23 protein-coding genes and 1 riboswitch are annotated in these 25,463 nt (G+C 71.5%); of the genes, 10 read left to right on the top strand and 13 right to left on the bottom strand.

What is annotated here, in order from left to right; all coding sequences use genetic code 11:
• Nucleotides 1–3: 3 nt before the first annotated feature.
• The 3 genes from U4Z64_RS24295 to U4Z64_RS24285 are packed head-to-tail and all read right to left on the bottom strand — an operon-like array spanning nucleotide 4 to nucleotide 2,830.
• The gene (locus U4Z64_RS24295) at nucleotides 4–852 is read right to left on the bottom strand and encodes a TauD/TfdA dioxygenase family protein (protein ID WP_321821308.1); all 849 of its coding nucleotides are present in this window, start codon (nucleotides 850–852) and stop codon (nucleotides 4–6) included.
• 10 nt (nucleotides 853–862) lie between these two features.
• Nucleotides 863–1,843 (bottom strand): quinone oxidoreductase family protein, encoded by a 981-nt coding sequence (locus tag U4Z64_RS24290; protein ID WP_124485480.1) that lies wholly within the window; start codon nucleotides 1,841–1,843, stop codon nucleotides 863–865.
• Between the two features lie 33 nt (nucleotides 1,844–1,876).
• Complete coding sequence (locus U4Z64_RS24285; protein ID WP_321821307.1) at nucleotides 1,877–2,830, bottom strand: universal stress protein; 954 nt, start codon at nucleotides 2,828–2,830, stop codon at nucleotides 1,877–1,879.
• Nucleotides 2,831–3,084: 254 nt separating this feature from the next.
• On the opposite strand from U4Z64_RS24285, the gene U4Z64_RS24280 reads away from it, so the two are divergent.
• From U4Z64_RS24280 to U4Z64_RS24270, 3 genes are all read left to right on the top strand, one after another.
• Nucleotides 3,085–5,778, top strand: coding sequence for a LuxR C-terminal-related transcriptional regulator (locus tag U4Z64_RS24280; RefSeq protein ID WP_321821306.1), 2,694 nt, complete (start codon nucleotides 3,085–3,087; stop codon nucleotides 5,776–5,778).
• Between the two features lie 290 nt (nucleotides 5,779–6,068).
• Entirely contained in the window at nucleotides 6,069–7,193 is a 1,125-nt protein-coding gene (locus tag U4Z64_RS24275) for a porin (RefSeq protein WP_321821305.1), read from the top strand.
• A 325-nt stretch (nucleotides 7,194–7,518) separates the two neighbouring features.
• Nucleotides 7,519–8,223: a glutathione S-transferase N-terminal domain-containing protein gene (locus U4Z64_RS24270; protein WP_044843541.1), complete on the top strand. Its 705-nt coding sequence runs from the start codon at nucleotides 7,519–7,521 to the stop codon at nucleotides 8,221–8,223.
• Nucleotides 8,224–8,378: 155 nt separating this feature from the next.
• On the opposite strand, the gene U4Z64_RS24265 is transcribed toward U4Z64_RS24270, so the two are convergent.
• A complete protein-coding gene (locus tag U4Z64_RS24265) occupies nucleotides 8,379–8,897 on the bottom strand; it encodes a MarR family transcriptional regulator (protein WP_321821304.1) in 519 nt (172 codons plus the stop codon).
• 135 nt (nucleotides 8,898–9,032) lie between these two features.
• On the opposite strand from U4Z64_RS24265, the gene U4Z64_RS24260 reads away from it, so the two are divergent.
• The gene (locus tag U4Z64_RS24260; RefSeq protein WP_321821303.1) at nucleotides 9,033–10,217 is read left to right on the top strand and encodes an MFS transporter; all 1,185 of its coding nucleotides are present in this window, start codon (nucleotides 9,033–9,035) and stop codon (nucleotides 10,215–10,217) included.
• 50 nt (nucleotides 10,218–10,267) lie between these two features.
• On the opposite strand, the gene cobM is transcribed toward U4Z64_RS24260, so the two are convergent.
• The 4 genes from cobM to cbiE are packed head-to-tail and all read right to left on the bottom strand — an operon-like array spanning nucleotide 10,268 to nucleotide 14,092.
• A complete protein-coding gene (cobM, locus tag U4Z64_RS24255) occupies nucleotides 10,268–10,996 on the bottom strand; it encodes a precorrin-4 C(11)-methyltransferase (RefSeq protein ID WP_124485487.1) in 729 nt (242 codons plus the stop codon).
• Nucleotides 10,997–11,040: 44 nt separating this feature from the next.
• Nucleotides 11,041–11,772 (bottom strand): cobalt-precorrin-6A reductase, encoded by a 732-nt coding sequence (locus U4Z64_RS24250; protein WP_321821302.1) that lies wholly within the window; start codon nucleotides 11,770–11,772, stop codon nucleotides 11,041–11,043.
• A complete protein-coding gene (locus tag U4Z64_RS24245; RefSeq protein WP_124570493.1) occupies nucleotides 11,769–12,857 on the bottom strand; it encodes a cobalt-precorrin-5B (C(1))-methyltransferase in 1,089 nt (362 codons plus the stop codon). The genes U4Z64_RS24250 and U4Z64_RS24245 overlap by 4 nt, the downstream gene beginning before the upstream one ends.
• Nucleotides 12,857–14,092, bottom strand: a complete 1,236-nt coding sequence (gene cbiE, locus U4Z64_RS24240; protein ID WP_321821332.1) for a precorrin-6y C5,15-methyltransferase (decarboxylating) subunit CbiE — start codon at nucleotides 14,090–14,092, stop codon at nucleotides 12,857–12,859. The genes U4Z64_RS24245 and cbiE overlap by 1 nt, the downstream gene beginning before the upstream one ends.
• Nucleotides 14,093–14,307: 215 nt before the next feature.
• A riboswitch (cobalamin riboswitch) is annotated at nucleotides 14,308–14,500 on the top strand.
• A 106-nt stretch (nucleotides 14,501–14,606) separates the two neighbouring features.
• Here cbiE and cobG point away from each other — a divergent pair.
• From cobG to cobJ, 4 genes are read left to right on the top strand one after another with little or no spacing between them, the layout of a single operon-like run.
• Complete coding sequence (cobG, locus tag U4Z64_RS24235) at nucleotides 14,607–15,968, top strand: precorrin-3B synthase (RefSeq protein WP_321821331.1); 1,362 nt, start codon at nucleotides 14,607–14,609, stop codon at nucleotides 15,966–15,968.
• Nucleotides 15,961–16,587 (top strand): precorrin-8X methylmutase, encoded by a 627-nt coding sequence (locus tag U4Z64_RS24230; protein ID WP_124570491.1) that lies wholly within the window; start codon nucleotides 15,961–15,963, stop codon nucleotides 16,585–16,587. The genes cobG and U4Z64_RS24230 overlap by 8 nt, the downstream gene beginning before the upstream one ends.
• Nucleotides 16,584–17,318: a precorrin-2 C(20)-methyltransferase gene (locus U4Z64_RS24225; RefSeq protein ID WP_044843548.1), complete on the top strand. Its 735-nt coding sequence runs from the start codon at nucleotides 16,584–16,586 to the stop codon at nucleotides 17,316–17,318. The genes U4Z64_RS24230 and U4Z64_RS24225 overlap by 4 nt, the downstream gene beginning before the upstream one ends.
• Nucleotides 17,315–19,090, top strand: coding sequence for a precorrin-3B C(17)-methyltransferase (gene cobJ / locus U4Z64_RS24220; RefSeq protein WP_321821301.1), 1,776 nt, complete (start codon nucleotides 17,315–17,317; stop codon nucleotides 19,088–19,090). The genes U4Z64_RS24225 and cobJ overlap by 4 nt, the downstream gene beginning before the upstream one ends.
• Nucleotides 19,091–19,330: 240 nt before the next feature.
• Here the strand turns inward: cobJ and U4Z64_RS24215 are convergent, their stop codons facing one another.
• The 4 genes from U4Z64_RS24215 to U4Z64_RS24200 form a co-directional block, all read right to left on the bottom strand.
• Nucleotides 19,331–20,074, bottom strand: coding sequence for an IclR family transcriptional regulator (locus tag U4Z64_RS24215; protein ID WP_321821300.1), 744 nt, complete (start codon nucleotides 20,072–20,074; stop codon nucleotides 19,331–19,333).
• 52 nt (nucleotides 20,075–20,126) lie between these two features.
• Nucleotides 20,127–21,293, bottom strand: coding sequence for an acyl-CoA dehydrogenase family protein (locus tag U4Z64_RS24210; protein WP_321821299.1), 1,167 nt, complete (start codon nucleotides 21,291–21,293; stop codon nucleotides 20,127–20,129).
• A gap of 106 nt (nucleotides 21,294–21,399) precedes the next feature.
• The gene (locus U4Z64_RS24205; protein ID WP_257773201.1) at nucleotides 21,400–22,701 is read right to left on the bottom strand and encodes a CitMHS family transporter; all 1,302 of its coding nucleotides are present in this window, start codon (nucleotides 22,699–22,701) and stop codon (nucleotides 21,400–21,402) included.
• Between the two features lie 117 nt (nucleotides 22,702–22,818).
• A complete protein-coding gene (locus tag U4Z64_RS24200) occupies nucleotides 22,819–24,015 on the bottom strand; it encodes a CoA transferase (protein ID WP_321821298.1) in 1,197 nt (398 codons plus the stop codon).
• A 272-nt stretch (nucleotides 24,016–24,287) separates the two neighbouring features.
• On the opposite strand from U4Z64_RS24200, the gene U4Z64_RS24195 reads away from it, so the two are divergent.
• Both U4Z64_RS24195 and U4Z64_RS24190 read left to right on the top strand, forming a co-directional pair.
• Nucleotides 24,288–24,530: a hypothetical protein gene (locus tag U4Z64_RS24195; RefSeq protein ID WP_321799590.1), complete on the top strand. Its 243-nt coding sequence runs from the start codon at nucleotides 24,288–24,290 to the stop codon at nucleotides 24,528–24,530.
• A gap of 145 nt (nucleotides 24,531–24,675) precedes the next feature.
• Entirely contained in the window at nucleotides 24,676–25,104 is a 429-nt protein-coding gene (locus tag U4Z64_RS24190; protein WP_044843626.1) for an NUDIX hydrolase, read from the top strand.
• A gap of 15 nt (nucleotides 25,105–25,119) precedes the next feature.
• On the opposite strand, the gene U4Z64_RS24185 is transcribed toward U4Z64_RS24190, so the two are convergent.
• Complete coding sequence (locus U4Z64_RS24185) at nucleotides 25,120–25,446, bottom strand: low molecular weight protein tyrosine phosphatase family protein (protein ID WP_321799593.1); 327 nt, start codon at nucleotides 25,444–25,446, stop codon at nucleotides 25,120–25,122.
• Nucleotides 25,447–25,463: the final 17 nt, after the last annotated feature.

Genomic DNA, 25,463 nt, shown 5'->3' with positions numbered 1-25,463 from the left:
CGTTCAGAACGGCACGTCGCCGACGATGCCCGCGCGCTCCATCCTGCGCACGCACGGCGGGTAGTCCATCACCGCGTAATGCTGGGTGCTGCGGTTGTCCCAGATCGCGACGCTGTTCTTCTTCCAGCGCCAGCGCACCTGGTATTCGGGGATGTAAGCCTGGCTGATCAGGTATTGCAGCAGCTGGCCGGCGCCCGGATTCGCGTCCTGCCCGACGCGCACGCGCCCGGGCGTATGGAAGTTCGTGAAGTGCGTCGTGAACGCGTTCACGTACAGCACCTTCTCGCCGGTTTCGGGATGCGTGCGCACGACCGGATGCTCGGCGTCCGGATACTGCGCTTTCAGCGCGAGGCGCTTGTCGACCGGCATCGCCGCGCCGAAGCTCGCCTCGATGCTGTGACGCGCGCGCAAGTCTTCGATCTGCTGCTTCACGTGTTCCGGCAGGTGCGCGTACGCGAGCACCATGTTCGCCCACATCGTGTCGCCGCCAACCGGCGGACCCTCGATGCAGCGCAGCACACAGCCCAGCGGCGGCGCCACGCGCCAGCTCGCATCGCTGTGCCACGCATTCTCGTAGCGGTCGTTCGGCTGGTCGGGCGACTTGTAGATCCGCACGAGCCCCGGGTGCTCGGGATCGCTGCCGGCGACCGGATGATCCTCGAGCTCGCCGAAGCGGCGCGCGAACGCGACGTGCTCGGCGCGCGTGATGTCCTGGTCGCGCAGGAACAGCACGCGATGGCGCAGCAGCTGCGTGCGGATTTCGGCGAACAGGCCGTCGTCGTGCACCGCGTCGGCGAGGCTCACGTCCAGCAGCTCCGCGCCGATCGCACAGGTCAGGGGTTCGACTCGCATGCGCGTCTCCTCAGACGATGAATACCGACGAGCCGGTCGTCTTGCGCGACTCGAGATCGCGGTGCGCCTGCGCCGCGTCCTGCAGCGCGTAACGCTGGTTGATCTCGATCCGGATGCGGCCGGCCGCGACGTGCGCGAACAACTCGCCGGCCAGGTCGTTCTTCTCGGCCGGATCGGCGATGTAGTCGGCCAGCGCCGGGCGCGTCAGGTACAGCGAACCCTTCATCGCGAGGCGCTGCGGGTCGAACGGCGGGATCGGGCCCGACGCGGTGCCGACGCAGACCATCAGCCCGCGCCGCTTCAGCGAATCGAGCGAGCCCTCGAAGGTGTCCTTGCCGACGCTGTCGAACACGACGTCGACGCCGGCGCCGCCGGTCAGTTCGCGCACGCGCTTCGCGACGTCCTCGCGGCTGTAGTCGATCGTATGGTCACAGCCATGCGCGCGGGCGATCGCGGCCTTGTGCTCGCTCGACACGGTGCCGATCACCGTGAGCCCGAGCAGCTTCGCCCATTGCGACACGATCAGCCCGACGCCGCCCGCGGCCGCGTGCAGCAGGATCGTGTCGCCCGGCGCGAACGCGTGGATGCGGCGCAACAGGTACGCCGACGTCAGGCCGCGCATCGTCATCGCCGCGGCCGTTTCGCAGGCGATCCCGGCCGGCAGCTTCACGAGCGGCGCGGCGGCGATCAGCCGTTCGGTGCTGTACGCGCCGAGCGTGTTCAGGAAGCCGGTGTAGGTCACCCGGTCGCCGGCGGCGACGTTCGTCACGCCGGGGCCGACGGCCTCGACCACGCCGGCGGCCTCGACGCCGATGCCGGCCGGCAGCGGCACCGGATACAGGCCGCTGCGGAAATACGTGTCGGCGAAGTTCAGGCCGACGGCCTCGTGCCGCAGGCGGACCTGCCCCGCGCCCGGGTCGCCGACTTCGACCGCTTCCCAGCGCAGCACGTCGGGGCCGCCGGTTTCGTGGAATCGCACTGCATGTGCCATCTGGTTCTCCGTAGGATTTCAGTCGGATGCGCGTCACGCATCGTCGGGTTCGTCCGCGCCCGGCGTCGTCGCGGCTGAGCCGCTCGCCGGAGGCGCGTCCAGTTCGGTCCAGTCGGCGTCGCTCAAATAGCGCCGCGCGGCCGGGAAAATCACGCCTTCCATGCGCCCCATCTGCTCGAACGCGCCGCGCGCATAGACGGCGAGCGCGGCGTCGAACGCGGCCGACGGCAAGCCGTCGGCGGCGAGCCGCGCCAGCGCGTCGAGCGCGTGCGCATCGCGGCGCCGCTGGCGGTCGAGCTCGTCGAGTTCGGCCGCGGTGCTCTCCGCCCGTCTGCGCAATGCCGCGCACAGGCGTGCTTCGGCGGACGGCCCGGAACGCGCGTCCTGCAGCGCCGCGAGCGACGCCAACGCGGCGTGCACCGCCAGCGTGCGGGCCGCGTCGGCGGCCGGCCGCGTTGCCGAGTCCGGGTCTTCGCTCGCGAGCGTCGGCGCCTGCAACTGCGTCAGCGCCTGCAACTGCGCGCCGAGCGCGCGATGCGCGGCGAGACAGCGGGCCATCACGCGCGCCTCTGCCGGCGCACGCCGCGCCGGGCACACGAGCACCGGCACGCCGCTCGTCGCGAGCAGCAACCGCCGTTGCGCGGCCGCGCCGGCACCGGCATCGTGCGGCAGCGCCGCGACGCCGATCAGGTCGCAGCCGAGTTCGCCGGCGAGCGTGGCGGGCGACGTGCCGCCGGCCCCCGGATCGCCGGCCGCCGCGATCGCATGGGACAGGCCCTGGGCCCGTGCGGCGGCTTCCACTTTCGCACCGTGTTCCGGCATCCGCGCTCCGGATAAACGCGAGTCGGAGCCAGGCGATTGCGGCGCCGCGCCGGACAGCACGAACGTGACCCGCGCGCCGACCGCACGCGCCAGTTCGAGCGCATGGCCGATCGCGTCGATGCCGCCGGGCACGCCGTCGACCGTCACGAGCAGATGGCGATACATCGTGCCGCTCCGTTTATCCGGCGCTCGGCGCGCTGCGGCGCGCGCCGGTCGATACGATGTTCATGGCCCCTCCCCGTTGCATTCGTCAATCGCGTTCGTCACGCCTCGGAACCCATGCTATCGGCCGGGCGGCGGCGCGGCCCCACTCGCCGCGGGGGGGATTGACGCGCGAACGCGGTTCGGCCGATCCTTCCCCCCACGCCCACCCCGGACGCCGGCCTGCACGGCAGCGCCGGATTCCGACTGCTGCCCCGATGGCCCACCCACCCGATCGCGCCGACGCGCCCCCCACCGAACTCGTGCTGAAGACAACCGCGCCGCGCGTGCCGGCGCAGTTGCTCGCGCGCGCGCGGCTGAGCCTCGCCGCGGCGGCGTTCGACGCCCGGCCCGTCACGCTCGTGCAGGCGCCGGCCGGCTACGGCAAGACCTCGCTGCTCGCGCAATGGCGGCGCGAATCGCTCGCGCTCGGCCGCGCGGTCGTGTGGCTGTCCGCCGACGAGCGCGACGACGCGCCGCGCCTGCTGCAGGGGCTCGTGCAGGCGGTGCGCACCGGTTGCGCGCGGCCCGCGTTCGGGCGCCTGATTCCGGACGGCGCGGCCCGCGCGCTGGAGGGGCTGACCGCGTGGCTGGCCGAGGTCGCGCAACTGTCGATCGACGCGCTGCTGATCGTCGACGATGCGGAGCGGCTGCCCGCCGCCGGCCTCGACGCGCTGACCTACGTGCTGCACAACGCGCCGCAGAACCTGCGGGTGGTCGTCGCGGCCCGGCGCGGGCTCGATCACGCGGCCGGCGACCTGCTCGCCGGCGGGCAATGCACGCTCGCGGGCCCCGACTGGCTGCGCTTCACGCTCGACGAGACGATCGCGCTGGTCGGCGCGCGCTTTGCGCAGCGGGTCGACGCCGACGCGTGCGCGCGGCTGTTCGAGCGCGTCGACGGCTGGCCGCTCGGGCTGCAGCTCGCGATGGCCGCGATGGCGCGCTCGGCTGATCCGCGCCAGGCCGTCGATGCGCTCGCCGCGCGCATGGACGGCACGCGCGACCGGCTCGTCGAACTGCTGCTCGCGAATTTGTCGGCCGACGACACCGCGTTCCTGACACGCACGAGCGTTGCCGACCGCCTGCATCCGTCGCTGTGCGCCGCGCTGCTCGACGACGCGGCGGCCCCCGATCGGCTCGCACGGCTTGCGCGCGACACGCCGCTGTTCATCGCGTCCGACGCTTCCGACTGGTGCCGGCTGCATCCGCTCGTGCGCGATACGCTGCGCGACCGTCTGACGACGAGCGCCGAAGCGGACCGCAGCGCGCTGCACGCACGCGCGGCCGCGTGGCTCGACGCGCACGGGATGACGGAGGAAGCGGCGCGCCACGCGTATGCGGCCGGCCAGTTCGAGACGGCATACGCGCTCGCGCAGCGCTGCCTCGAGGACGCGATCAAGCAGGGCCGCATCAACGACGTGCTCGACTGGCTCGCGCTGCTGCCCGATGCGGAACTCGACAAGCGTCCGACGCTGCGGATCGCGGTCGCGTGGGCGCTGGCGCTCGGCGAGCGCCATGTCGAGGCGCGGCGCCAGATCGCCGGCATCCTGGCCGACCCCGGCACGCCGGCCGCGATGCGCTACGAATGCGCGCTGATCCTCAGTGCAGCGGCCTACTACGCGGACGAAATCGACCATTTCGTCGAGCTGTTCGAACCGTGGGCCGACTTCACGCCGCCCGCGGCGACGTGGCTCGCGCAGATGCATGCGAACCGCCTGTCGGCGCGCGCGATCATCGTCGGCGAACCGGCGCAGGCGCGCCGCTTCCAGCAGGCCGCGCCGCGCGGCGCGACGGCGGCCGGGTTCGGCTACGTCGCGCGCTGGGGCGAGCTGATCACCGGCCTGAGCTACCTGCGCGAAGGCCAGATCCGGCTCGCGGACGACGCGTTGTCGCCGGCGCTCGCGCGCGCGGAAGCGGACCTCGGCCGTCGCCATCCGCTGACCTGCATGCTTGCGGCGATGTGCGCGGCGATCGCCTGCGAAGCCGATCGCGTCGACCAGGCCGCCGCGCTGCTCGCGAACCGGCTCGACGTGCTCGAGCACGCGGGCACGCCCGACACCGTGCTGCTCGGCTACCGCACGGCCGCGCGCATCGCGCTGCTGCGCGGCGTCGAGCATCGCGCGATCGACCTGCTCGAGGCGCTCGACGCGATGGGCGTCGCGCGCCGGCTGCCGCGCCTGTCGGTCGCGAGCCTCGCCGAGCAGGTGCGCATTCACGCGGCGCGCTATCGCGAGGCGACCTGCCATGCGCTGGTCGAGCGGATCGATGCGATCGCCGCGGCCGAGTTTCCGTCGCACGGGCCGCTGTGGCGGCGCCCCGTCGTGCTGCTGCAGGCGATGGCGCACGCGGGCGCCGCGCTTGCCGCGCGCCGCTGGGACGATGCGTGCGCGGCGCTCGACGAAGCCGCCGTGCTGGCCCGCGAAATGAGCATGGGACGCGAGCGCATCGAGATCATGGCGCTCAGCGCGTTCGCGCTCGAACAGTCCGGACACGGCGGCCGCGCGCTGCTTGACGAGGCGATGAACCTCGCGGACATGTTCGGCCTCACGCGCACGCTCGCCGACGCGCATCCGGCCGTCGCCGACTGGGCGCGCCGCATCGGCGACGAGACGGCCGCGGGCGACGGACCCGCCCGGCCCGCGCAGCCGCAGCCGCGCATCGTGCCGCCCGCGCCGCGCAGCACGGCCAGCCCGCGCGCGGTGCCGAGCGTCGTGCTGACGCCCAAGGAGCGCGCGATCCTCGAGCTGCTCGCGCGCAACCTGTCGAACAAGGAGATCGCGGTGGCGCTCGCCGTCGGCGAGGAAACCGTGAAGTGGCACCTGAAGAACCTGTTCGGCAAGCTCGACGCCAGCTCGCGCAAGCATGCGGTGCGCCGCGCGCTGGTGCTCGGGTTGCTCGAAAGCGCGCCTTGACGCGCGCGTTGCCCGCCTGCGCACGTCCGAAGCGACCTTAACTGGCCTTGATCCGCCTTGATCGGCCTTGCCCGGCCGTTGATGACAACCGCGTTGCCCGGGTTCCCCGCCGATTCTCCACAACCCTGCCCCCCGCGCATGGGGGGGAGCGGCCGCGCGCCGTTGCGTAGTCTTTCCGCACGGCTCGCACCGGCGTCGCACCCGGCGCCCTCCCGCCTGCCTCGATGCTTCCCCCGCTGCACCCGTCCGGGCTCGATCCCGGGCGGTCCATTACGATCCTGGAGACTTCGATGAAGACGAAACTGGCCGCGCTCGCGGCGCTTGCCGGCAGTGCGGCGCTCGCGCACGCGCAATCCTCCGTCACGCTGTACGGGGTGGTCGACACGGGCCTGCTGTACCAGAGCACGTCGGCCGCGTCGTTCGGCCCGAACGCGCCGAACACCGGCAAGGTGTTCCGCATGAAGGACGGCGGCATCTATTCGAGCTTCTGGGGCATCAAGGGCAGCGAGGACATCGGCGGCGGCTACAAGGTCAACTTCAAGCTGCAGGGCTCGTTCGACAGCGGCACCGGCAGGATGCAGCTGAGCGACACGCCGGGCGCCGTCGCGATCTTCAACCAGGTTGCGTCGCTCGGCGTGTCCGGGCCGTTCGGCACCTTCACGGCCGGCCGGCAGATCGTGCCGATGATCTACGCGATGGCCGACACCGACGTGCGCAACGCGCAGTTCTTCGGCAGCGTGCTGACCGCGTGGCTCGGCCTGAACACCGCGGCCGGCTGGCCGGGCACGAGCACCAACGGCGCGATCGGCGCGCTGTACGACAGCAATGCGCTCGTCTATCAGTCGCCGACCTTCGCGGGCGCGTCGATCGCGCTCGAATACGCGCCCGGCGGCGTCGCCGGGCAGTTCCAGGGCGGCACGCGCGAATCGGTCGTGCTGCGGTATTCGAACTACGGGCTCAACGCGTCGGCCGTCTACTACAACGGCCACGACACGAATCCGGCGGCGGGTGTCGCGCCGACCGGCGTCGACAACAACCGCTTCATCTATGTCGGCGCGAAATACACGATCCGCGATTTCTCGGTGTCGGCGTCGTACGGCAACGGCAGGAATCCGTCGCATGCGGACAAGGTGAACCTCGACATGCTGTCGGCCGGCGTCGGCTATCGCTTCACGCCCGCGTTGCAGGTGACGTCGGCGGTGTATTACCTGAAGGACCGCAACCGTTCGGAAAACCGCTCGACGGCCGTCGTGCTCACGGCCGACTACAGCCTGTCGAAGCGGTCGATGGTCTATGCGCAGGTCGGCCACGTGAACAACCGCGGCACGATGAACCAGATGCTCGTGTACGGGCAGCCGGTCGCGCCCGGGGTCGGCACGACCGCGGCGATGGTCGGGCTGCGGCACAACTTCTGACGATGCAGCAGTGCGGTGTGGCACGGGTGCCGCAGCGCGCAGGGCCTGGCGCGATGTCCGCAGGCACCCGTTCGCGACACGTCGATGCGTCGTCTGTTGAGGCGGCTGACCGAAACAGGCAGGCGCGCTGCGCGCGGCGGCGCACGGACACGACGCGCGGCCGCCGTCTGCAGCGATCGCGGGGATCGGCTACAGTGGGCGTCTTCGGCGCGCCCCGCCCGCCGGTCGATGCGTTCGTCCCGTTCCTGCCGCCGTGTCAGCGGCTGCCGGCGACGCGCGGCAGGCCGGCGGGGCGCGGATCCTCAACGTTGACGAACGAACCTCCATGCCCGATCTGTCCGCCTTCCCGATCACGAAAAAATGGCCGGCCCAGCATCCCGACCGTCTCCAGCTGTACTCGCTGCCGACGCCGAACGGCGTCAAGGTGTCGATCATGCTCGAGGAAACCGGCCTGCCGTACGAGCCGCACCTCGTGCGCTTCGACACGAACGACCAGCTGTCGCCCGAATTCCTGTCGCTGAACCCGAACAACAAGATCCCGGCGATCATCGATCCGAACGGCCCCGACGGTCGGCCGCTGGCGCTGTTCGAATCCGGCGCGATCCTGATCTATCTCGCGGACAAGACGGGCCAGCTGATCCCGAAGGATCCGGCGGGCCGCTACGAGACGATCCAGTGGGTGATGTTCCAGATGGGCGGCATCGGCCCGATGTTCGGGCAGGTCGGCTTCTTCCACAAGTTCGCGGGCCGCGACTACGAGGACAAGCGTCCGCGCGACCGCTACGTCGCCGAATCGAAGCGCCTGCTCGGCGTGCTCGACGCGCATCTCGCGAACCGCAAGTGGGTGATGGGCGATACGTACACGATCGCCGACATCGCGATCTTCCCGTGGGTGCGCAACCTCGTCGGCTTCTATGAAGCGGGCGACCTGGTCGGCTTCGGCGAATTCAAGCATGTCGCGCGGGCGCTCGACGCGTTCGTCGCGCGTCCGGCCGTCGCTCGCGGGCTCAACATCCCGGCACGCGGCTGAGCCCCGCGGCGGGCGCACCCGGTGCGGCCCGCCGTTTGTCCGGCCCGCCGCGGCGCGCGGCGGGCGGTTCACGCGCTGCCTTCCTTTTGCGCGTTTCCTGTCGGCGTTTCCATTTCCCGCTCGTCGCGTTCGTTCGACGTGACGATGCAGCGGCGCTACCTATCGGCCGACGCCGACGCCGACGCTTCTCCTCCCAATCCCGCCAGCAGCTTTTCGAGCAACGCCGCAAGTTGCGCCTGCTCCGCCTCCGACAGCGCGGCCAGCATCGCACGCTGATTGTCGACGTGCGCGACCACCGCATCGTCGATCAGCGCGCGGCCGGCGTCGGTCAGCGCGACGAGCGTGCCGCGGCCGTCGGCCGGGTTCGGCCGGCGCTCGACCCAGCCGGCCTTCTGCAGCCGGTCGATGCGCGCGGTCATCCCGCCGGACGACATCATCAGCGCGTCGTACAGCGCGGTCGGTGTCAGCGCGAACGGCGCGCCGCTGCGCCGCAGCGTCGCCAGCACGTCGAACTCGCCCGGCTGCATCCCGTAGCGCGCGAACAGCGGATTGAGACCGTCGCGCGCGATCACGAGCGCGGCTTCCTGCAGCCGTCCCATCACGAGCATCGACGATGCATCCAGATCCGGACGCTCGACGCGCCATTGCGCGAGCGCATGCGCGGCTCGATCCATTAACCCTCCTCGGCTCACCAGTTATCTTGACGTCGAGATAAATACGCATTTATCTTGATGTCGAGATACTTTACATGAAAATGCACGGCACGCAGGACGAAGGTGTCGTGCACCGATATCGAGGGCCACTCCATCATGAATCGCTTCATTTCCCCCGGCTGGCGGCTGGCCGCCGTCGTACTGGTCGGGTTGAACCTGCGGCCCGCGCTGGCCGCGATCGGTCCGCTGCTCGACATGATCCAGCGTGCGACCGGCATCGGCGACGGCGCGGCGAGCCTGCTGACCACGATCCCGATCCTGCTGATGGGCCTGGGCGCGCTCGGCGCGCGGCGGCTGCAGCGCGTGACGGGGATCGCCGGCGGCGTGTGGCTCGGCGTCGTGCTGATCGGGCTCGCGTGCGCGTCGCGCTTCGGCGCGCAGCACGCGTGGCTGCTGCTCGCGAGCGCAGGTTGCGCGGGCATCGGGATCGCGATGGTGCAGGCGCTGCTGCCGGGGTTCGTGAAGGCGCATTTCGCGACGCGCATCGGCGGCGCGATGGGCGTCTATTCGACGTCGATCATGGGCGGCGCGGTGCTCGCGAGCGTCGTCGCGCCGTTCGCCGCGGCCCGCTGGGGCTGGCTGGTCGCGCTCGCGGGCTGGGCGCTGCCGGCCGCGGTCGCGGCGCTCGCGTGGCCGCTGGCCAGTCGTGGCGGCGACGCACCGGCGTCCGGGCCGACGGCCGCGCCGCCGATGCAGGCGCGGCCGGCGCGCTCGCCGCGGGCCTGGCGGCTCGCGATGTTCTTCGGGATCGCGACGGGTGCCTACACCCTCGTGCTCGCATGGCTGCCGCCGTACTACATGCGGCTTGGCTGGTCGCCGACGGCGGCCGGCAGCCTGCTCGGCGGCGTGACGCTCGCGGAAGTCGTCGCGGGGCTGGCGATCTCGGCGACGATCGACCGCCTGCCCGATCGCCGGCCCGCGCTGCACGCGGCGATCGCGTCGCTGTTCGTCGGATTGCTGGTGATGCTGGCCGCGCCGGACACGCTCGCGATGCCGGCCGCGCTGCTGCTTGGCGCGGGCATCGGCGCGCTGTTTCCGCTGTCGCTGATCGTCACGGTCGATCATGCGGCGACGCCGGCTGATGCGGCATCGCTGACGGGGTTCGTGCAGGGCGTCGGCTATCTGGTCGCCGGGTTGTTTCCGTTCGCGGCCGGCATCGTGCGCCAGCATCTCGCGGATCTGACGCCGGCATGGATCGCGATGGCATGCCTGTGCGTCGTGCTGTTCGCACTGGCGGCCGGCTTCGCGCCGCAGTTTGCGCGGCGTGTCGCGCGTGCGTAGCGCCGGTCAGACGCGGCGCGTGAAGGCGTCGCCCCGGTTCGTGGCCGGCATCACCCCCCGCTTGCGTACAGCGTCGAATCCGCGAACCCTTCCGCATCGAGCACGCGCCCGATCAGGATCAGCGCGGTGCGTTCGATCTGCGTGCCCTGCACCTTGCCGACGATGTCGGCCAGCGTGCCGGTCACGCGTTCCTCGTCGGGCCAGCTCGCGCGGTAGATCACCGCGACCGGGCACGCGGGCCCGTAATGCGGCAGCACTTCGTCGACGATCCGCGCGAGATGCCGCACGCCGAGGTGAATCGCGAGCGTCGCGCGATGCGCGGCGAGCGCGCCGAGCGCTTCGCCTTCCGGCATCGTCGTCTTGCCCGCGAAGCGCGTGAGGATCACCGTCTGTGCGACACCGGGCAGCGTCAGCTCGACCCCGAGCGTCGCCGCGCAGGCGGCCGTGGCCGTCACGCCCGGCACGATTTCATAGGGAATCCCGAGCGCTTTCAGCCGGCGGATCTGTTCGCCGATCGCACCGTACAGCGACGGATCGCCCGAATGCACGCGCGCGACGTCCTGCCCTTTCGCATGCGCGTCGGCGAGCAGCGCGACGATCGCGTCGAGGTCGAGCTCGGCGGTATTGACGACCCGTTCCGCACGATGGCCGTCAAGCACGGCCGGCGGCACGAGCGACCCTGCATACAGGATCACCGGGCACGTGCGCACGAGGCGCTGGCCCTTTACCGTGATCAGCTCCGGGTCGCCGGGGCCCGCGCCGATGAAATACACCGTCATCGAAAAATCTCCGTCAATTCATGGGTCAGCCGGGTCGCGTGGCATCAAGCACGCGCGGCCGGGTCGAGCGCATCGAGCAGCGCAGCGGCCGAGTCGAACGCGCGGTCGGCGTCGGGCAGCGGCGGCCGGCGCAGCATCACGACCGGCAGCCGGCGTTCGCGCGCGACGTCGAGCTTGGCTTCGGTCGCGGCGCCGCCGCTGTTCTTGCTGACGACGACGTCGATGCCCGCGAGCGCGAACAGCGCGCGTTCATTCTCGAGCGTGAACGGCCCGCGCGCGGCGACGATCTGCGCGCGCGCGTTGCCGGGATGCGCATCGAGGCAGCGCACCAGCCAGAACTGGTGCGGCGGGATCGCGTCGAGATGCGCGAGCGGTTCGCGGCCGAGCGTGAACAGCGGCCGCCGGAACGGCGCGAGCGCGGCGTCGATGCCGGCCCAGTCGTCGACCATCCGCCAGTCGTCGCCGGGTTGCGGCGCCCACGGCGCGCGGCGCAGCGCCCACAGCGGCACGCCCGCGTCGCGCGCGGCGGCCGCCGCGTTCGCGCTGATGCGCGCGGCATACGGATGCGTGGCGTCGATCACGAGGCCGATGCCGGCACCGCGCAGATACGCGGCGAGCCCAGCCGCCCCGCCGAAGCCGCCGACGCGCACGTCGCAGCGCAGGTCGTCGGGCACCTTGCCGAGACCCGCGAGGCTATAGACGTGCCGCGGACCGAGCGCGCGTGCGATCTTCAGCGCGTCGCCAGTGCCGCCGAGCAGCAGGATGCGCGCGCTCATCGTGCGATCCCGACGAAGCGGCCCTGCCGGTCGATCGCGAACATCTCGACGGCGACCGATGGCGGCACGATGTCGCGCGCGACCCGCAGCGCGTGCGCGCAGACGAGGTCGCCGAGCGGCACGCCTTCGGCCTGCGCGAGCTTCAGTGCTTCCTGGCTGGTGTTCGCCGCGCGCATCGCGGCCTGCAGCGCGTCGTTCGCGCCCGCCTCGGCCGCCCACTGCGCAAGCAGCGGCAGGTCGATGCTCGAATGGCGGCTGTGCAGGTCGAGATGGCCGGCCGCGAGCTTGCTGAGCTTGCCGAAGCCGCCGCACATCGACAGGCGCGCGACCGGCGCACGGCGCAGGTGCTTGAGCACCGCGCCGGCGAAATCGCCCATTTCGATCAGTGCCATGTCGGGCAGGCCGTAGTGCGCGCGCATCGCATCCTCGCTCGCGTTGCCGGTGCACGCGGCGATGTGCGCGATCCCGTTCGCGCGTGCGACGTCGATGCCCTGATGGATCGACGCGATGTATGCCGAGCACGAGAACGGCCGCACGATGCCGGTCGTGCCGAGAATCGACAAGCCGCCGACGATGCCCAGCCGCGGGTTCATCGTCTTCAGCGCGAGCGCCTCGCCGCCCTCGACGCCGATCGTCACGTCGAAGCCGCCCGTGTAGCCGTATTCGGCCGCGAGCGCGTCGAGGTGCGCGGTCATCATCTGGCGCGGCACCGGATTGATCGCCGGTTCGCCGACCGGCAGCGTGAGCCCCGCGCGCGTGACGGTGCCGACCCCCGGCCCCGCGTGAAAACGCACGCCGGGCGCGGCGGCGAGCGCGACCCGCGCGAAGATCAGCGCGCCGTGCGTGACGTCCGGATCGTCGCCGGCATCCTTGATCGTGCCGGCTTCCGCGCCGTCGGCCGTGGCCCGGCAGAACGCGAGCCGCATCATCACGCGCTGCCCCTTCGGCAACACGATCTCGACCGCATCGTCCGCGCGGCCCGCGAGCAGCACGCGTGCGGCGGCAAGCGACGTCGCGGTCGCGCAGCTGCCGGTCGTGTAGCCGAACCGCAGCGGTGCCGGTTGTTCGGGGGTCTCGTCGCGCATCAGGCAGGGTCCGCGAGGTCGGTCGCCGTGGAAGCGGGCTTGTGCACGTCGTACAGCGTGACGGGCAACGGCTGCCGCCACGTGTCGAAGCGGCCGAGCGGCTCGGCGTGCGCGAGCGATACGCGCGTGAGCGTGCCGCCGTGCGCGTCGCGCCACGCGGCGAGCGCCAGCTCGCCCTGCAGCGTGACCGCGTTCGCGACGAGCCGGCCGCCGGGCTTCAGTGCCGACCAGCACGCGTCGAGCACGCCGGGCACGGTCGCGCCGCCGCCGATGAAGATCGCATCGGGCGCGGCGAGCCCCGCGAGCGCATCGGGCGCGCGCCCGGCCACGAGTTGCAGGCCCGGTACGCCGAGCGCGTCGCGGTTGTGCTCGATGTAGCGCTGCCGCTCCGCATGCGACTCGATCGCGATCGCCTGGCACGACGGATGCGCGCGCATCCACTCGATGCCGATCGAGCCGCTGCCCGCGCCGACGTCCCACAACAGTTCGCCGGGGGCAGGCGCGAGGCGTCCGAGCGTCAGCGCGCGCATGTCGCGCTTGGTGAGCTGGCCGTCGTGGCGGTACGCGTCGTCGGGCAGGCCAGGCGTGAGTGCGCGGCGCGGCGCATCGGGGCCGGCCTGGCAATCGAGCGCGACGAGATTGAGCGCGGCGGTTTCGTCGATGTGCCAGTCTTGCGCGAGCCCGTCGATGCGCCGCTCGAGCGGGCCGCCGAGGTGCTCGAACACGCTGATGCGCGTCGGGCCGAAGCCGCGCGCGGCGAGTTCGGCGGCGACCGTGGCCGGCGTGCGGCCGTCGGCGCTCAGCACGAACAGGCGCCGGCCCGGCAGCAGGTGACGCGCCAGCGTCGCGAGCGGCCGGCCGACGAGCGACACCGCGCCGACGTCCTGCAACGCCCAGCCGAGCCGCGCGGCCGCCAGCGACAGCGACGACGGTGCGGGCAGCACGCGCCATTCGTCGGGGGACAGTTCGCGCGCGAGCGTCGCGCCGACGCCGAACAGCATCGGGTCGCCGCTCGCCAGCACGCAGACGGGTGAACCGCGCTGCGCGAGCAGGCCCGACAGGTCGAACGGCGACGGCCATGCGGCGCGTTCGGCCGGCAGCCGCGCGGGCAGCATGTCGAGGTGCCTCTTCGCGCCGACGACCCGCTTCGCCTCGAGCAGCGCGCGCCGCGCGCCGCGCCCGAGCCCCGCGTAGCCGTCGTCGCCGATGCCCACTACCGTCAGCCACGCCGTCATGCACCCTTCCCCTTCGTCCGATTCCATCGAGTCGCCGCACGGCGGCCGTGAAGGCGCCGGTGCGGCCGTCCGCATTGCGAAAGTCGGCATGGTACCGTGTTCCACCGCGCGTTTCATCTGCGAGCCCGCCGACGCCGGGCCGCGTTTCGCGTCGGCCACGGCGCCTGCCCGACGGTCGCCTGGGGGGCCCGAAACGCCGGTGAAATCGGGTATCCTACGGCCGTTCGTTCGCCGGTGCCCTTCGGGGCCGAAGAGGGAACACAGGGCGCGCCTCGCGCCGCTGTGGCTGCCCCCGCAACTGTAGACAGCGAGCCGATCTCCCCCCTCATGCCACTGGTTTCACCGGGAAGGCCGGGAGCCGGCGCCGACCTGTCAGCCAGGAGACCTGCCGGCCTGAAAGTGCGTGCGTGCCAGTCGGCGTCGGGCGGGGTGTACCGATGCGTTGGCCGCGGCGCGACACTGTCCCGGTATCCCGTTGAGATCCGCCCCCGATTCGAATCCTGCTTCGCCCGTCGTGCGCCCTTCGGCTTGCCCGGGGCTCGTGCGCGTCGTCGCGGCCGCCGACGGCGGGCTGTGCCGGATCAAGCTGCCGGGCGGCCGGCTCGACGCGCGGCAGGCGCGCGCGATCGCCGCCGTCGCGCGTGCCTGCGGCTCCGGCGCGATCGACGCGACCAATCGCGCGAATCTCCAGTTGCGCGGCATTCGCGACGGCACGGCCGATACGTTGGTCGACGCGTTGCTCGACGCGGGCCTGGGCCCACGCATCAACGCGGGCGAGGCCGCTGACGACCGCGCCGCGCTTGCCGCAAGCGACGACGTCCGCAACCTGATGCTCAGCCCGCTTGCGGGGCGCGATCCCGACGCGCTGCTCGACAGCCGCACACTCGCGCTTGCGCTGCTCGACATGCTGACGCACGAGCCGCGCCGCGGCGAACTGTCGCCGAAATTCTCGATCCAGCTCGACGGCGGCGAATCGGTCGCGGCGCTCGATCATCCGCACGACATCTGGCTCGCCGCGTGGCGTCGCGGCGACGGCGCGGTCCGCATCGCCGCGGGCCTGGCCGGCTGTCCGCCGGTCGCGCCCGGCGATCCGCCCGCCGCGTTCGACGTGGCGCCGGACCAGACCGTCGCGCTCGTCCGCGCGTTGCTGCTGGCGTTCCTCGATCTCGCGCCGGCCGACGTCACGCGGATGCGCGCGTGGCTCGCGACCGGCGGCGCACGCGCGTTGCGCGAGCGTGCGCAGCATTACGTACCGTTCCCGCTCGAAGCCGATCCGGCACTGGCCGGCTGGCGGCGCACGCAAGCGGATGCCGCGCTGCGTTTCGGCGCACAGCCGTCGCGCGACGCGGATCGCTGCAGCGTCGGCGCGCAGTTCGTGCTCGGCCGGCTCGACGCGTCGCAACTGGAACGGCTCGCGGCACTGGCCGACGCCGACGGCGACGGCACACTGTCGATGACGCCGTGGCAAGGCGTGTTCGTGCACGGCGTGCGGCACGAACGTGCGCCGGCCGTGCTCGACGCGCTCGCGTCGCTCGGGCTCGTGTGCACGACATCCGACCCGCTGGCGGCGCTGGTCGCCTGCACCGGCAGCGCGGGCTGCGCGAAGTCGCGCGCCGATACGAAACGCGATGCGCTCGCGCTGGCCGCGCGCGTCGGCCATCCGGTCGACGTGCACCTGACCGGCTGCGAGCGCCACTGTGCGCTGCCGCACCCCGCGACGCATACGCTCGTCGCGGTCGCGCCCGCGCGCTACGACCTTTACCGGCGCGACGCCGCCGCGGGCCTCGGCGCCCCGCTCGCGCGCCATCTGACGATTGACCAGGCCGCGGCCCGACTGACGGGCGCGCGCCACAGCCAGGACACCACCGATGCTTGACTACATTCGCGACGGGCAGGAAATCTACCGCCAGTCGTTCGCGACGATCCGCGCCGAGGCCGACCTGTCGCAGGTTCCGCCCGATCTCGAGAAACTCGCGGTGCGCGTGATCCACGCGTGCGGGATGGTCGATGTCACCTACGACCTGCGCTTCTCGGCCGGCGCCGGCACGGCGGGCCGTACGGCGCTCGCGGCCGGCGCGCCGATCCTGTGCGACGCGAAGATGGTTGCCGAAGGCATCACGCGCGCGCGGCTGCCGGCCGGCAATCGCGTGATCTGCACGCTCGGCGAACCGGAAGTGCCCGACCTCGCGCGGCATCTCGGCAACACACGCTCGGCCGCGGCGCTCGAACTGTGGCGCCCGCATCTGGCCGGCAGCGTCGTCGTGATCGGCAATGCGCCGACCGCGCTGTTCCACCTGCTCGACATGATCGACGCCGGTGCGCCGCGCCCCGCGCTGATCCTCGGCTTTCCGGTCGGCTTCATCGGCGCGGCCGAATCGAAGGCGGCTCTCGACGCCGACAGCCGCGGCGTGCCGTACGTCGCGCTGCTCGGCCGGCGCGGCGGCAGCGCGATGGCGGCCGCCGCGGTCAACGCACTCGCGACGGAGGCCGAATGACGGCCCCGCGCGGACGCCTGTTCGGGGTCGGCGTCGGCCCCGGCGATCCTGAACTGATGACGATCAAGGCGCTGCGCGTGCTGCAGGCCGCGCCGGTGGTCGCGTATTTCGTCGCGAAGGGCAAGAAGGGCAATGCGTACGGAATCGTCGAGGCGCACCTGCGCGACGCGCAGACGCAATTGCCGCTCGTCTATCCGGTGACGACCGAGGCGCTGGCGCCGCCGCTTTGCTACGAGACCGTGATCGCCGACTTCTACGACACGGCGGCCGAGATCGTCGCGTCGCATCTCGACGCCGGGCGCGACGTCGCGGTGATCTGCGAAGGCGACCCGTTCTTCTACGGGTCGTACATGTACCTGCACGATCGCCTCGCGCCGCGCTACGACACCGAAGTGATCCCGGGCGTGTGCGCGATGCTCGGCGGCACGGCCGTGCTCGGCCAGCCGCTCGTCTATCGCAACCAGAGCCTGTCGGTGCTGTCCGGCGTGCTGCCGGAGGACGAATTGCGCGCGCGGCTCGCGCAGGCCGACGCGGCCGTCGTGATGAAGCTCGGCCGCAACTTCGACAAGGTGCGGCGCGTGCTCGACGAACTGGGGCTCGCGAAGCGCGCGCTGTACGTCGAGCGCGCGACGATGGCGGCCCAGCGCATCGTGCCGCTCGACGAAGTCGATCCGATGGCGTCGCCGTATTTCTCGCTGCTCGTCGTCCCGGGGGAAAAATGGCAAGGATGACGACCCCGCCCGCGATCGTGATTCTCGGCGCGGGCGCGCTCGATACCGCGCGGCGCATCCAGGCGCGTTATCCGGGGGCCGCCGTGCACGGGCTCGCGTCGCGCGTCGAGGCCGACGTGCCGTTCGACGAACTCGGCGCGCACCTGCGCGAACTCTACGCGCGCGGCTTGCCGATCGTCGCGCTGTGCGCGGCCGGCATCGTGATCCGTTGCGTCGCGCCGGCACTCGCCGACAAGGGTGTCGAACCGCCGGTGCTCGCGGTCGCGGAAGACGGGTCAGCCGTCGTGCCGCTGCTCGGCGGGCTGACGGGCGTCAACGTGATCGCGCGCGAAATCGCCGCATGCCTCGGCGTCGCGCCGGCGATCACTACGAGCGGCGAGCTGCGTTTCGGCGCGTGCGTGCTCAATCCGCCCGACGGCTATGCGCTCGCCGATCTCCAGCAAGGCAAGCGCTTCGTGTCCGACCTGCTCGCGGGCGCGGCCACGCGCGTCGACGGCGCGGCGCCGTGGCTCGACGACGTCGCGCTGCCGCGCGACGACGCGGCCGCGCATGCGATCCGCGTGACGCCCGATGCGTGGCGCGGCGCGCGCGACGAACTCGTGATCCATCCGCGCAGCGTGGTGGTCGGCGTCGATGCGCGCGGCGTGCGGGCCGATGCGGCGCCGTCGCTTGCCGAACGCATCGACGCGCTGCTCGACGCGCACGGCCTCGCGCGGCTGGCGCTTGCCGCGCTCGTCGCACCGGCGACGTTGCTCGGCGATGCGCGGGTCGAAGCCGCCGCACGGACGCTGGACGTGCCGCTGCGCTTTGCCGAAGGCGATGTCGAAGTTGAAGTCGATGGTGATAGCGAAGGCGATGGTGATGGCGAAGGCGATAAGGTCCGCGCTGGCAACTCCGCTGCCGCCACCCTGCTCGCCCGCACGTTGCGCGTCGCGCATACGCTGCGCGCAGCGACCGATGGCCTCGCGTGCGCGGTCGCTGCCGAGCCCGTCGACCCCGCCACGCTCGGCCGTGCACGCGGCCGCCTGACGGTGCTCGGCCTCGGCCCCGGCGACGCTGCATGGCTCACGCCAGCGGCGCGCAGCGCGCTCGCGGACGCCACCGATATCCTCGGCTATACGACCTACGTGACGATGGCCGGCCCGTTCCGCGCAGAGCAGCGCGTGCACGGCACCGACAATCGCGAGGAAATGCAGCGCGCGCGTCATGCGTTCGAACTGGCGGCCGAGGGCCGGCGCGTCGCGGTCGTCTCGTCGGGCGATCCGGGCGTGTTCGCGATGGCCGCGGCCGTGCTCGAAGCCCTCGACGAAGCGCGCGATCCGCGCTGGGCCGCGGTCGAACTGCGCATCGAACCCGGCGTATCGGCATCGCTCGCGACCGCCGCGCAAGCCGGCGCGCCGCTCGGCCACGATTTCTGCGCGATCTCGCTGTCGGACAACCTGAAGCCGTGGGACGTGATCGAGACGCGCCTGCGGCACGCGGCGCAAGCCGATCTGGTGATGGCGTTCTACAACCCGATCTCGCGTGCTCGGCCGTGGCAGCTCGATCGTGCGCTCGATGCGGTGCGCGCGCACCGCGCGGCCGATACGGTCGTCGTGCTCGGCCGCGACATCGGCCGGCCCGGCGCGACGCTCGCGACGACGACGCTCGGCGCGCTGCGCAGCGATCAGGTCGACATGCGCACGATGGTGATCGTCGGTTCGTCGACGACGCGGCGTTTCGCGATCGGCGACGGGCGTGAGTGGGTGTATACGCCGCGCTGGTATCGCTGAACTTTGATGCGGATTGAGCCACAGTCCAGCCTTGCTGGCCGGGGCGGTGGCGTGGTTCGGGCGTCGAGCTGCCCGGATATCGCGCAGCAGCCGTACGCGTTCGCAGCGACCTTCGGGGCGCTCGACGGCGAGCGGCGTACCGGCACGTGATGCGATGCGGCCGTTCCCGGTCGCTATCCTGCATCGCGGTGAACGGGACGCGAAGCGAAGCAGCCACTCCGCCCCGCTTCGCGGCCTTTGCTAGCCGCGCGCCTGCTCGGCCAGCAGCCGCGCCTTCGCATCGACCAGCAGCGCTGCATGCGTGTCGCGATGCTGGCGGATCCGCTCGGTCGGCCCGACGACCGACAGCCCGTACCAGTCGCCGTCGAGCGTCAGCGCGACCGCGATCGCCGACAGCTCGGGCGCGCTCTCGCCGAAGTTCTCGGCCCAGCCGAGTTCGCGAAACCGCGCGGTTTGCGCGACGAGCGCCGGCAGGTCGGCCACCGTCGCATCGGTGAAGCGCTCGAACGACAACTGCGCGCCGAGCGCCTGCCGCGCATCGCTCGCGAGTTCCGCGAAGATCGCCTTGCCGATCGAGTTCGCATGCAGCGGGCGCAGCTCGCCCGGCTGGCGCGTATAGCGGATCGCCTGCTCCGACTCGACGACGTCGAGATACGTGACCGACGCGCCCTGGATCTTGCCGAGCACGGCCGTCTCGCGGCTCGCGTCGCGCAGCGCGACGAGATGCGGATGCACGATGTCGACGACGGGATCGGTCGCGTCGATCGCCGCGGCGATCGTCTGCAGGCGCCGCGTCGGATAGTAGCCGCCGCGCTTGCGCACCTCGTACAGATAGCCGCGGCTCACGAGCGTGCGCGCCATCGCCAGGCAGCTCGACGCCGGCACGTTGAGCAGGCGCGCGAGTTCGGTGAGCGGCAGCGGCCGCCGTTCGGCGGCGAACAGCTCGAAGAGATCGAGCGTGCGGGCAACGAGTTTGACGTCCATGACGAGCGCTTGATTCGGAACGGGAAACGCGCGCCGGGCGAGCCGCCGCGTGTCAGTACGACTTCGGCAGCCCGAGCACCTTCTCCGCGATGTAGCACAGGATCAGTTGCGGACTCACGGGCGCGAGCCTCGGAATCATACACTCGCGCAGGTAGCGCTCGACATGGTATTCCTTCGCATAGCCCATCCCGCCGTGCGTCGCGATCGCCGTCTGGCACGCCTGGAACGCGGCTTCCGCGCCGAGGTACTTCGCGGCGTTCGCCTCCGCGCCGCACGGCTGCCCCGCGTCGTAGCGCGTCGCGGCCTTCATCACCATCAGCCACGCGGCCTCGAGCTGCATCCACGCCTGCGCGAGCGGATGCTGGATCGACTGGTTCTGCCCGATCGGCCGGCCGAACACGACGCGCTCGCACGCATACTGCGTCGCGCGTCGCAGCGCGGCCTGACCGAGGCCGATCGCCTCGGCGGCGATCAGGATCCGCTCGGGGTTCAGCCCGTGCAGCAGGTAGCGAAAGCCGTCGCCTTCGTTGCCGATCAGGTCGTCGCGCGGCACGCGCAGGTTGTCGATGAACAGCATGTTCGAATCGACGGCCTTGCGGCCCATTTTCTCGATCTCGCGCACCTCGACGCGCGAACGGTCGAGGTCGGTGTAGAACAGGCTCAAGCCGTCGGTCGGCTTCGCGACCTGGTCGAGCGGCGTCGTGCGCGCGATGATCAGCATCTTGTTCGCGACCTGCGCGGTCGAGATCCAGATCTTGCGTCCGCTCAGCACGTAGTGGTCGCCGTCGCGGCGCGCCTGCGTGCTCAGGTGCGTCGTGTCGAGGCCGGCGTCGGGCTCGGTCACCGCGAAGCAGGCCTTGTCGCGCCCGGCGATCAGCGGCGGCAGGAAGCGCGCCTTCTGCGCGTCGTTGCCGAACACCTGCACCGGGTTCAGCCCGAAGATATTCATGTGGACGGCCGAGGCACCCGACAGGCCGGCGCCCGACGCGCTGATTGTGCGCATCATCAGCGCGGCCTCGGTCATCCCGAGCCCGGCGCCGCCGTGGGCCGGATCCATCGCGATGCCGAGCCAGCCGGCCTCGGCGAGCGCCGCGTGAAAGTCGGACGGAAATCCGCCCGCGCGATCGCGCTCGAGCCAGTAATCGTCGCCGAAGCGTTCGCAGATTTTCTCGATCGCGCTTTCGATCGCGCGCTGGTCGTCGGTCAGGTCGAACTGCATGGATTGCTCTCCAGGAAAACGTGAACGGCCGCGCCGCGCTCGAGACGACACCGGGCTTCGAGGCGCGTCGGTGGCGGCCGGCGCGGTGCGACAGGCATGCGGACGCTCACAACGGAAACACGCCCGCCACGACCGCGGCGAAGACCATCAGCACGGTGGCGGCGAACAGGAACGGGATCGTGAACTTCTGGTGCTCGGCCAGCTCGACGCCGGTCAGGCCGACGATCAGGAACGTCGCGGGCGTGAGCGGACTGACCGGGAACCCGGTGGTCATCTGGCCGAGCAGCGCGGCCTGCGCCATCTGGATCGGCGGTACGCCGAGCAGCTTCGCGCTTTCCGCGAGCACCGGCAGCACGCCGAAGTAGAACGAATCGGGATCGAACAGCAGGCTGAGCGGCATCGACAGCAGGCCGAGCACGAACGGCATGTGGCGCGCATGCTCGACCGGCACGTGCGCGACGACGACCTCGGCCATCGCCTTCAGCATCCCGGTGCCGGACATGATCCCGGTGAACGCGCCGGCCGCGAGCAGCACGCTCGCCATCATCAGCGCGGCCTTCGCGTGCGCGTCGATCCGCTCGCGCTGCGCCTGCACGTCCGGATAGTTGATGACGAGCGCGGCGACCGTGCCGAGCATGAACATCACCATCGGGTCGACGATGCCCGACACCAGCGTGCCGAGCACGACGAGCGTCAGCGCCAGGTTGATCCGGAAGCGGCCGGGCCGGCGCAACGCGCGCTCGGCGTCGGTCAGCTCGCGCGGCGCGACCGCGAGCGACGCCGCGCCGGCGCGATCGAGCCCGAGCCGCTTGGCCTCGCGCACGCCGAGCACGTAGGCGGTGCCGAACACGAACGCGAGCCCGACGATCTGCACCGGGATCATCGGCATGAAGATCGCCGAGCCGGGAATGTGCAAGGCCGCCGACGCGCGCAGCATCGGCCCGACCCACGGCAGGAAGTTGACCCCGGCCGCCATCGACGCGACGCACGCGAGAATCCGCCGGTCCATGCCGAGCCGCGTATAGAGCGGCATCATCGCGGGCAGCGTGACGAGAAACGTGACGGCGCCCGAGCCGTCCAGGTGGATCAGCAGCGCGAGCAGCGCCGAGCCCGTCACGATGCGCGGCGGATGGCAGCCGATCACGCGCAGCACGCCCGCGATGATCGGGTCGAGCATCCCCGCATCGGTGAGGATTCCGAAAAATAGAATCGCAAAAACGAACATCCCGGCGATCGGGCCGATGTTCTGCACGCCGCGCACGATGAACGTGCCGGTCGAGAGTCCGAAGCCGGCCGCGAGCGACGCGGCCACCGGCACGACGATCAGTGCGACGAGCGGCGACAGCCGCTTCGTGATGATCAGGCCGAACAGCGCGACGATCGCGATCGCGCCGATCCATGCGAGCATGATGTGTCTCCTCTGGCGCCGGCGCGCGTCGGGCGCGGTGCGGCGCGATGTCCGAAGCGGCGTGCGGGCGTGCGGCGGCGTCGGGCGCCTTCGCACGGCCGCCGGCCGCCACGCGTGTCAGTTTCGGCGCGTGCGGCCGGCGTTGTCGTTGGCGTCGTTGCCGTGGCCGGCGTCGCATGCATCCTCGGCAAACACCTGTGCCGCGTGTTCGTTCAGCGCCGGCGGCGGCCGCCGGTACGTGGCCGGTGTGCGGCCGAGCTTGATCGGCGACGCGATGCCGCGATGCCGGCCCAGTTCGACCTTCATCTGCCGATGCGCGACGTGCGGATGGTCGAGCGCCGCATCGAGCCCGAGCACCGGCGCGCACGGCACGCCGCGGCGCATCAGCTGCTCGGCGAGCGCCGCGCCGTCGTGCGCGGCCAGCGCCGTTTCGAGCAGCGCGCGCAACGCGGCGCGGTTCGCGCTGCGCGCGCGGTTGTCGGCGAAGCGCGGATCGGCGGGCCAGTCGCGCGTGCCGAGCACGTCGCACAGCGCGGCGAACTGCCCGTTGTTGCCGACCGCGAGAAAGATGTCGACGCTCGCGGTCGGAAAACTGTCGTACGGCGTGATGTTCGGATGCGCGTTGCCGGTGCGCGCCGGCGCCTTCCCGGAATGGAAGAAATTCGGCGTATGCGGATGCAGGATCGACAGCGCGCAGTCGAACAGCGTCGCTTCGACGAACTGGCCGCGCCCGCTCGCATCGCGTTCGCGCAGCGCCATCAGCACGCCGAGCGCCGCGTTCATCCCGGTGACGAGATCGACGATCGGCACGCCGACGCGCAGCGGCGCGCCGCCCGCCTCGCCGTTCACGCTCATCAGCCCGGCCAGCGCCTGCACGGCCGCGTCGTAGCCGGGCAGGCCGCCGAGCGGGCCGTCCGCGCCGAAGCCCGAGACGCGGCAATGGACGAGGCGCGGAAAGCGCGCGTGCAGCGTGTCGAAGCCGAGGCCCCAGCGCTCCATCGTGCCGATCTTGAAGTTCTCGACCAGCGCATCGGCGTGCTCGAGCAGGCCGAGCAGCCGCTCGCGATCCGCCGGCTGCGTCAGGTCGAGCGCGATGCCGAGCTTGTTGCGGTTCACGCCGAGGAAATACGACGCCGTGTCGCCGTCGAACGGCGGCCCCCAGGTGCGCGTCTCGTCGCCCGACGGCGGTTCGACCTTGATCACCTCCGCGCCGTGGTCGGCGAGGATCTGCGTCGCGTACGGGCCGCCCAGCACCCGCGACAGATCGATGATGCGCAACCCCGCCAACGCGCCCTGCTGCTTCAGTTCCGCCATGCGTCTCGCTCCTGCTTCCGGTTGATCGGACGGCCGGTTCCGCCGGGCCGACAGCAGCGGCACGGTTGTCCGGACTCGAAGAATAATTCTTGTGCGTGAATTTATATTCACACTCGAGAATTTCATTGTCAAGCAGGAGATGCCCCGGCGGCCGCGCCGAGAACGCGGCCGGCCGCAAGTGGGGACGCCACCGAACGCCGGCCGGTTGCCGCGCCGGGCCGCGATTCGCTAAGCTGGCGGACGGTGCTCAACTGAAGAAAGACGGAGATTTCATGAAACGCATGCTGCTCGCGGCCATCCTGCTGGCGTCGACGCTGGGCGTCGCCCGCGCGCAAACCCAGACCTTCCATTTTGGCGAGGGACAATTACAGCCGCGGGCGGCCGCGCCGGTGGCACGACCCGCGCCGGTGCGCCCGCACGTGACGCCGCCGCATCACCACCGGCGTGCCGTCCACAAGCAGCGCCACGGGCGGTCCGGAAAGCCGCCGCGCGCGGGGATCGACACGCACGCGTGAGGTGATCCGCGTTGTGCGCGGCAACGCACGGAACTGTCACGAACGGCCGGTATGATCGGCGCGGCGGCTTGCATGCCGTCGTGCCCGGCGATCGGCCGACGTGCATTTCCCTTCACGATTGAGCACCAGTTTTGTTTTGCCGAACATGAATACCGGGCCGGATACCGTCGTCAGCATCAAGGAACGCGCCACGATCGTGTGCCGCCAGCGCAGCAGCGTGCTGCTGGTCGCCCGTACCGCGGCGCGCTGGTCGCTGCCGGGCGGCACGATCCGGCGCGGCGAGACGCCGCTCGAGGCCGCGCAGCGGGAACTGGCGGAGGAAACGCGGCTGGAGGGGCTCGCGCTCGACTACGCGGTGCAATTCGGCGGCCTCACGAAGCTCCATCACGTGTTCGTGGCCGACGTGCCGAAACACCTGACGCCACGCGCGAGCAACGAGATCGCGCGCTGCAAGTGGTTCGACGTCGAGCGGCTGGAGACGCTGCGTGCGAGCGTGCCGACCCGCAAGATCATCGAGCTGCTGCACCTCGACCGCTTTTCCGCGCTCGCGGACGGGCCGCCTCGCTCGCGCTGAACCGGCCCGCGCGGCTCACGCGCGCAGCAATGGCCCGGCCTTGCGCTCGAGCAGTGCGACCAGTTCGGGCTGCATGTAGGCGTAGCGATCGGGGATGTCGAGACAGACGATCTTCTTGTGCTTCAGCCATGCGCCGAATCGGGCGTGCAGCTTCGCCTGGTGCGCGCGTTCCATCACGAACACGATTTCGGCCCATTCGAGCTGTTCCGCGGACAGACGCGTTTCCGCGTCGGGCGCGAGGCCCGCGGAGTCGGTTTCGACGCCCGGCCACGCGGCGAACACCGCCTCGGCCGTCGGGCTGCGCAGCCGATTGCGGCTGCAGATGAACAGGGCGCGTGTCATGCCGGTGCGCAGCGGCG

This window comes from Burkholderia sp. BCC1996, assembly GCF_905339955.1.
Taxonomy (GTDB): Bacteria; Pseudomonadota; Gammaproteobacteria; order Burkholderiales; family Burkholderiaceae; genus Burkholderia.
The sequence above is the reverse complement of the archived record's forward strand: the minus strand, read 5'-3'. Positions and strand labels throughout refer to the sequence as shown.

What these genes read in the sequence shown, in the direction of transcription:
- U4Z64_RS24265 (WP_321821304.1), bottom strand. Translation starts at nt 8,897, where the DNA reads ATGGATCGAGCCGCGCATGCGCTCGCGCAATGGCGCGTCGAGCGTCCG.
- U4Z64_RS24290 (WP_124485480.1), bottom strand. Translation starts at nt 1,843, where the DNA reads ATGGCACATGCAGTGCGATTCCACGAAACCGGCGGCCCCGACGTGCTG.
- U4Z64_RS24210 (WP_321821299.1), bottom strand. Translation starts at nt 21,293, where the DNA reads ATGCAGTTCGACCTGACCGACGACCAGCGCGCGATCGAAAGCGCGATC.
- U4Z64_RS24205 (WP_257773201.1), bottom strand. Translation starts at nt 22,701, where the DNA reads ATGCTCGCATGGATCGGCGCGATCGCGATCGTCGCGCTGTTCGGCCTG.
- U4Z64_RS24275 (WP_321821305.1), top strand. Translation starts at nt 6,069, where the DNA reads ATGAAGACGAAACTGGCCGCGCTCGCGGCGCTTGCCGGCAGTGCGGCG.
- cobM (WP_124485487.1), bottom strand. Translation starts at nt 10,996, where the DNA reads ATGACGGTGTATTTCATCGGCGCGGGCCCCGGCGACCCGGAGCTGATC.
- U4Z64_RS24225 (WP_044843548.1), top strand. Translation starts at nt 16,584, where the DNA reads ATGACGGCCCCGCGCGGACGCCTGTTCGGGGTCGGCGTCGGCCCCGGC.
- U4Z64_RS24250 (WP_321821302.1), bottom strand. Translation starts at nt 11,772, where the DNA reads ATGAGCGCGCGCATCCTGCTGCTCGGCGGCACTGGCGACGCGCTGAAG.
- U4Z64_RS24200 (WP_321821298.1), bottom strand. Translation starts at nt 24,015, where the DNA reads ATGGCGGAACTGAAGCAGCAGGGCGCGTTGGCGGGGTTGCGCATCATC.
- U4Z64_RS24260 (WP_321821303.1), top strand. Translation starts at nt 9,033, where the DNA reads ATGAATCGCTTCATTTCCCCCGGCTGGCGGCTGGCCGCCGTCGTACTG.
- U4Z64_RS24185 (WP_321799593.1), bottom strand. Translation starts at nt 25,446, where the DNA reads ATGACACGCGCCCTGTTCATCTGCAGCCGCAATCGGCTGCGCAGCCCG.
- cbiE (WP_321821332.1), bottom strand. Translation starts at nt 14,092, where the DNA reads ATGACGGCGTGGCTGACGGTAGTGGGCATCGGCGACGACGGCTACGCG.
- U4Z64_RS24285 (WP_321821307.1), bottom strand. Translation starts at nt 2,830, where the DNA reads ATGTATCGCCATCTGCTCGTGACGGTCGACGGCGTGCCCGGCGGCATC.
- U4Z64_RS24215 (WP_321821300.1), bottom strand. Translation starts at nt 20,074, where the DNA reads ATGGACGTCAAACTCGTTGCCCGCACGCTCGATCTCTTCGAGCTGTTC.
- U4Z64_RS24270 (WP_044843541.1), top strand. Translation starts at nt 7,519, where the DNA reads ATGCCCGATCTGTCCGCCTTCCCGATCACGAAAAAATGGCCGGCCCAG.
- U4Z64_RS24295 (WP_321821308.1), bottom strand. Translation starts at nt 852, where the DNA reads ATGCGAGTCGAACCCCTGACCTGTGCGATCGGCGCGGAGCTGCTGGAC.
- U4Z64_RS24245 (WP_124570493.1), bottom strand. Translation starts at nt 12,857, where the DNA reads ATGCGCGACGAGACCCCCGAACAACCGGCACCGCTGCGGTTCGGCTAC.
- U4Z64_RS24195 (WP_321799590.1), top strand. Translation starts at nt 24,288, where the DNA reads ATGAAACGCATGCTGCTCGCGGCCATCCTGCTGGCGTCGACGCTGGGC.
- U4Z64_RS24190 (WP_044843626.1), top strand. Translation starts at nt 24,676, where the DNA reads ATGAATACCGGGCCGGATACCGTCGTCAGCATCAAGGAACGCGCCACG.
- U4Z64_RS24230 (WP_124570491.1), top strand. Translation starts at nt 15,961, where the DNA reads ATGCTTGACTACATTCGCGACGGGCAGGAAATCTACCGCCAGTCGTTC.
- U4Z64_RS24280 (WP_321821306.1), top strand. Translation starts at nt 3,085, where the DNA reads ATGGCCCACCCACCCGATCGCGCCGACGCGCCCCCCACCGAACTCGTG.
- cobJ (WP_321821301.1), top strand. Translation starts at nt 17,315, where the DNA reads ATGACGACCCCGCCCGCGATCGTGATTCTCGGCGCGGGCGCGCTCGAT.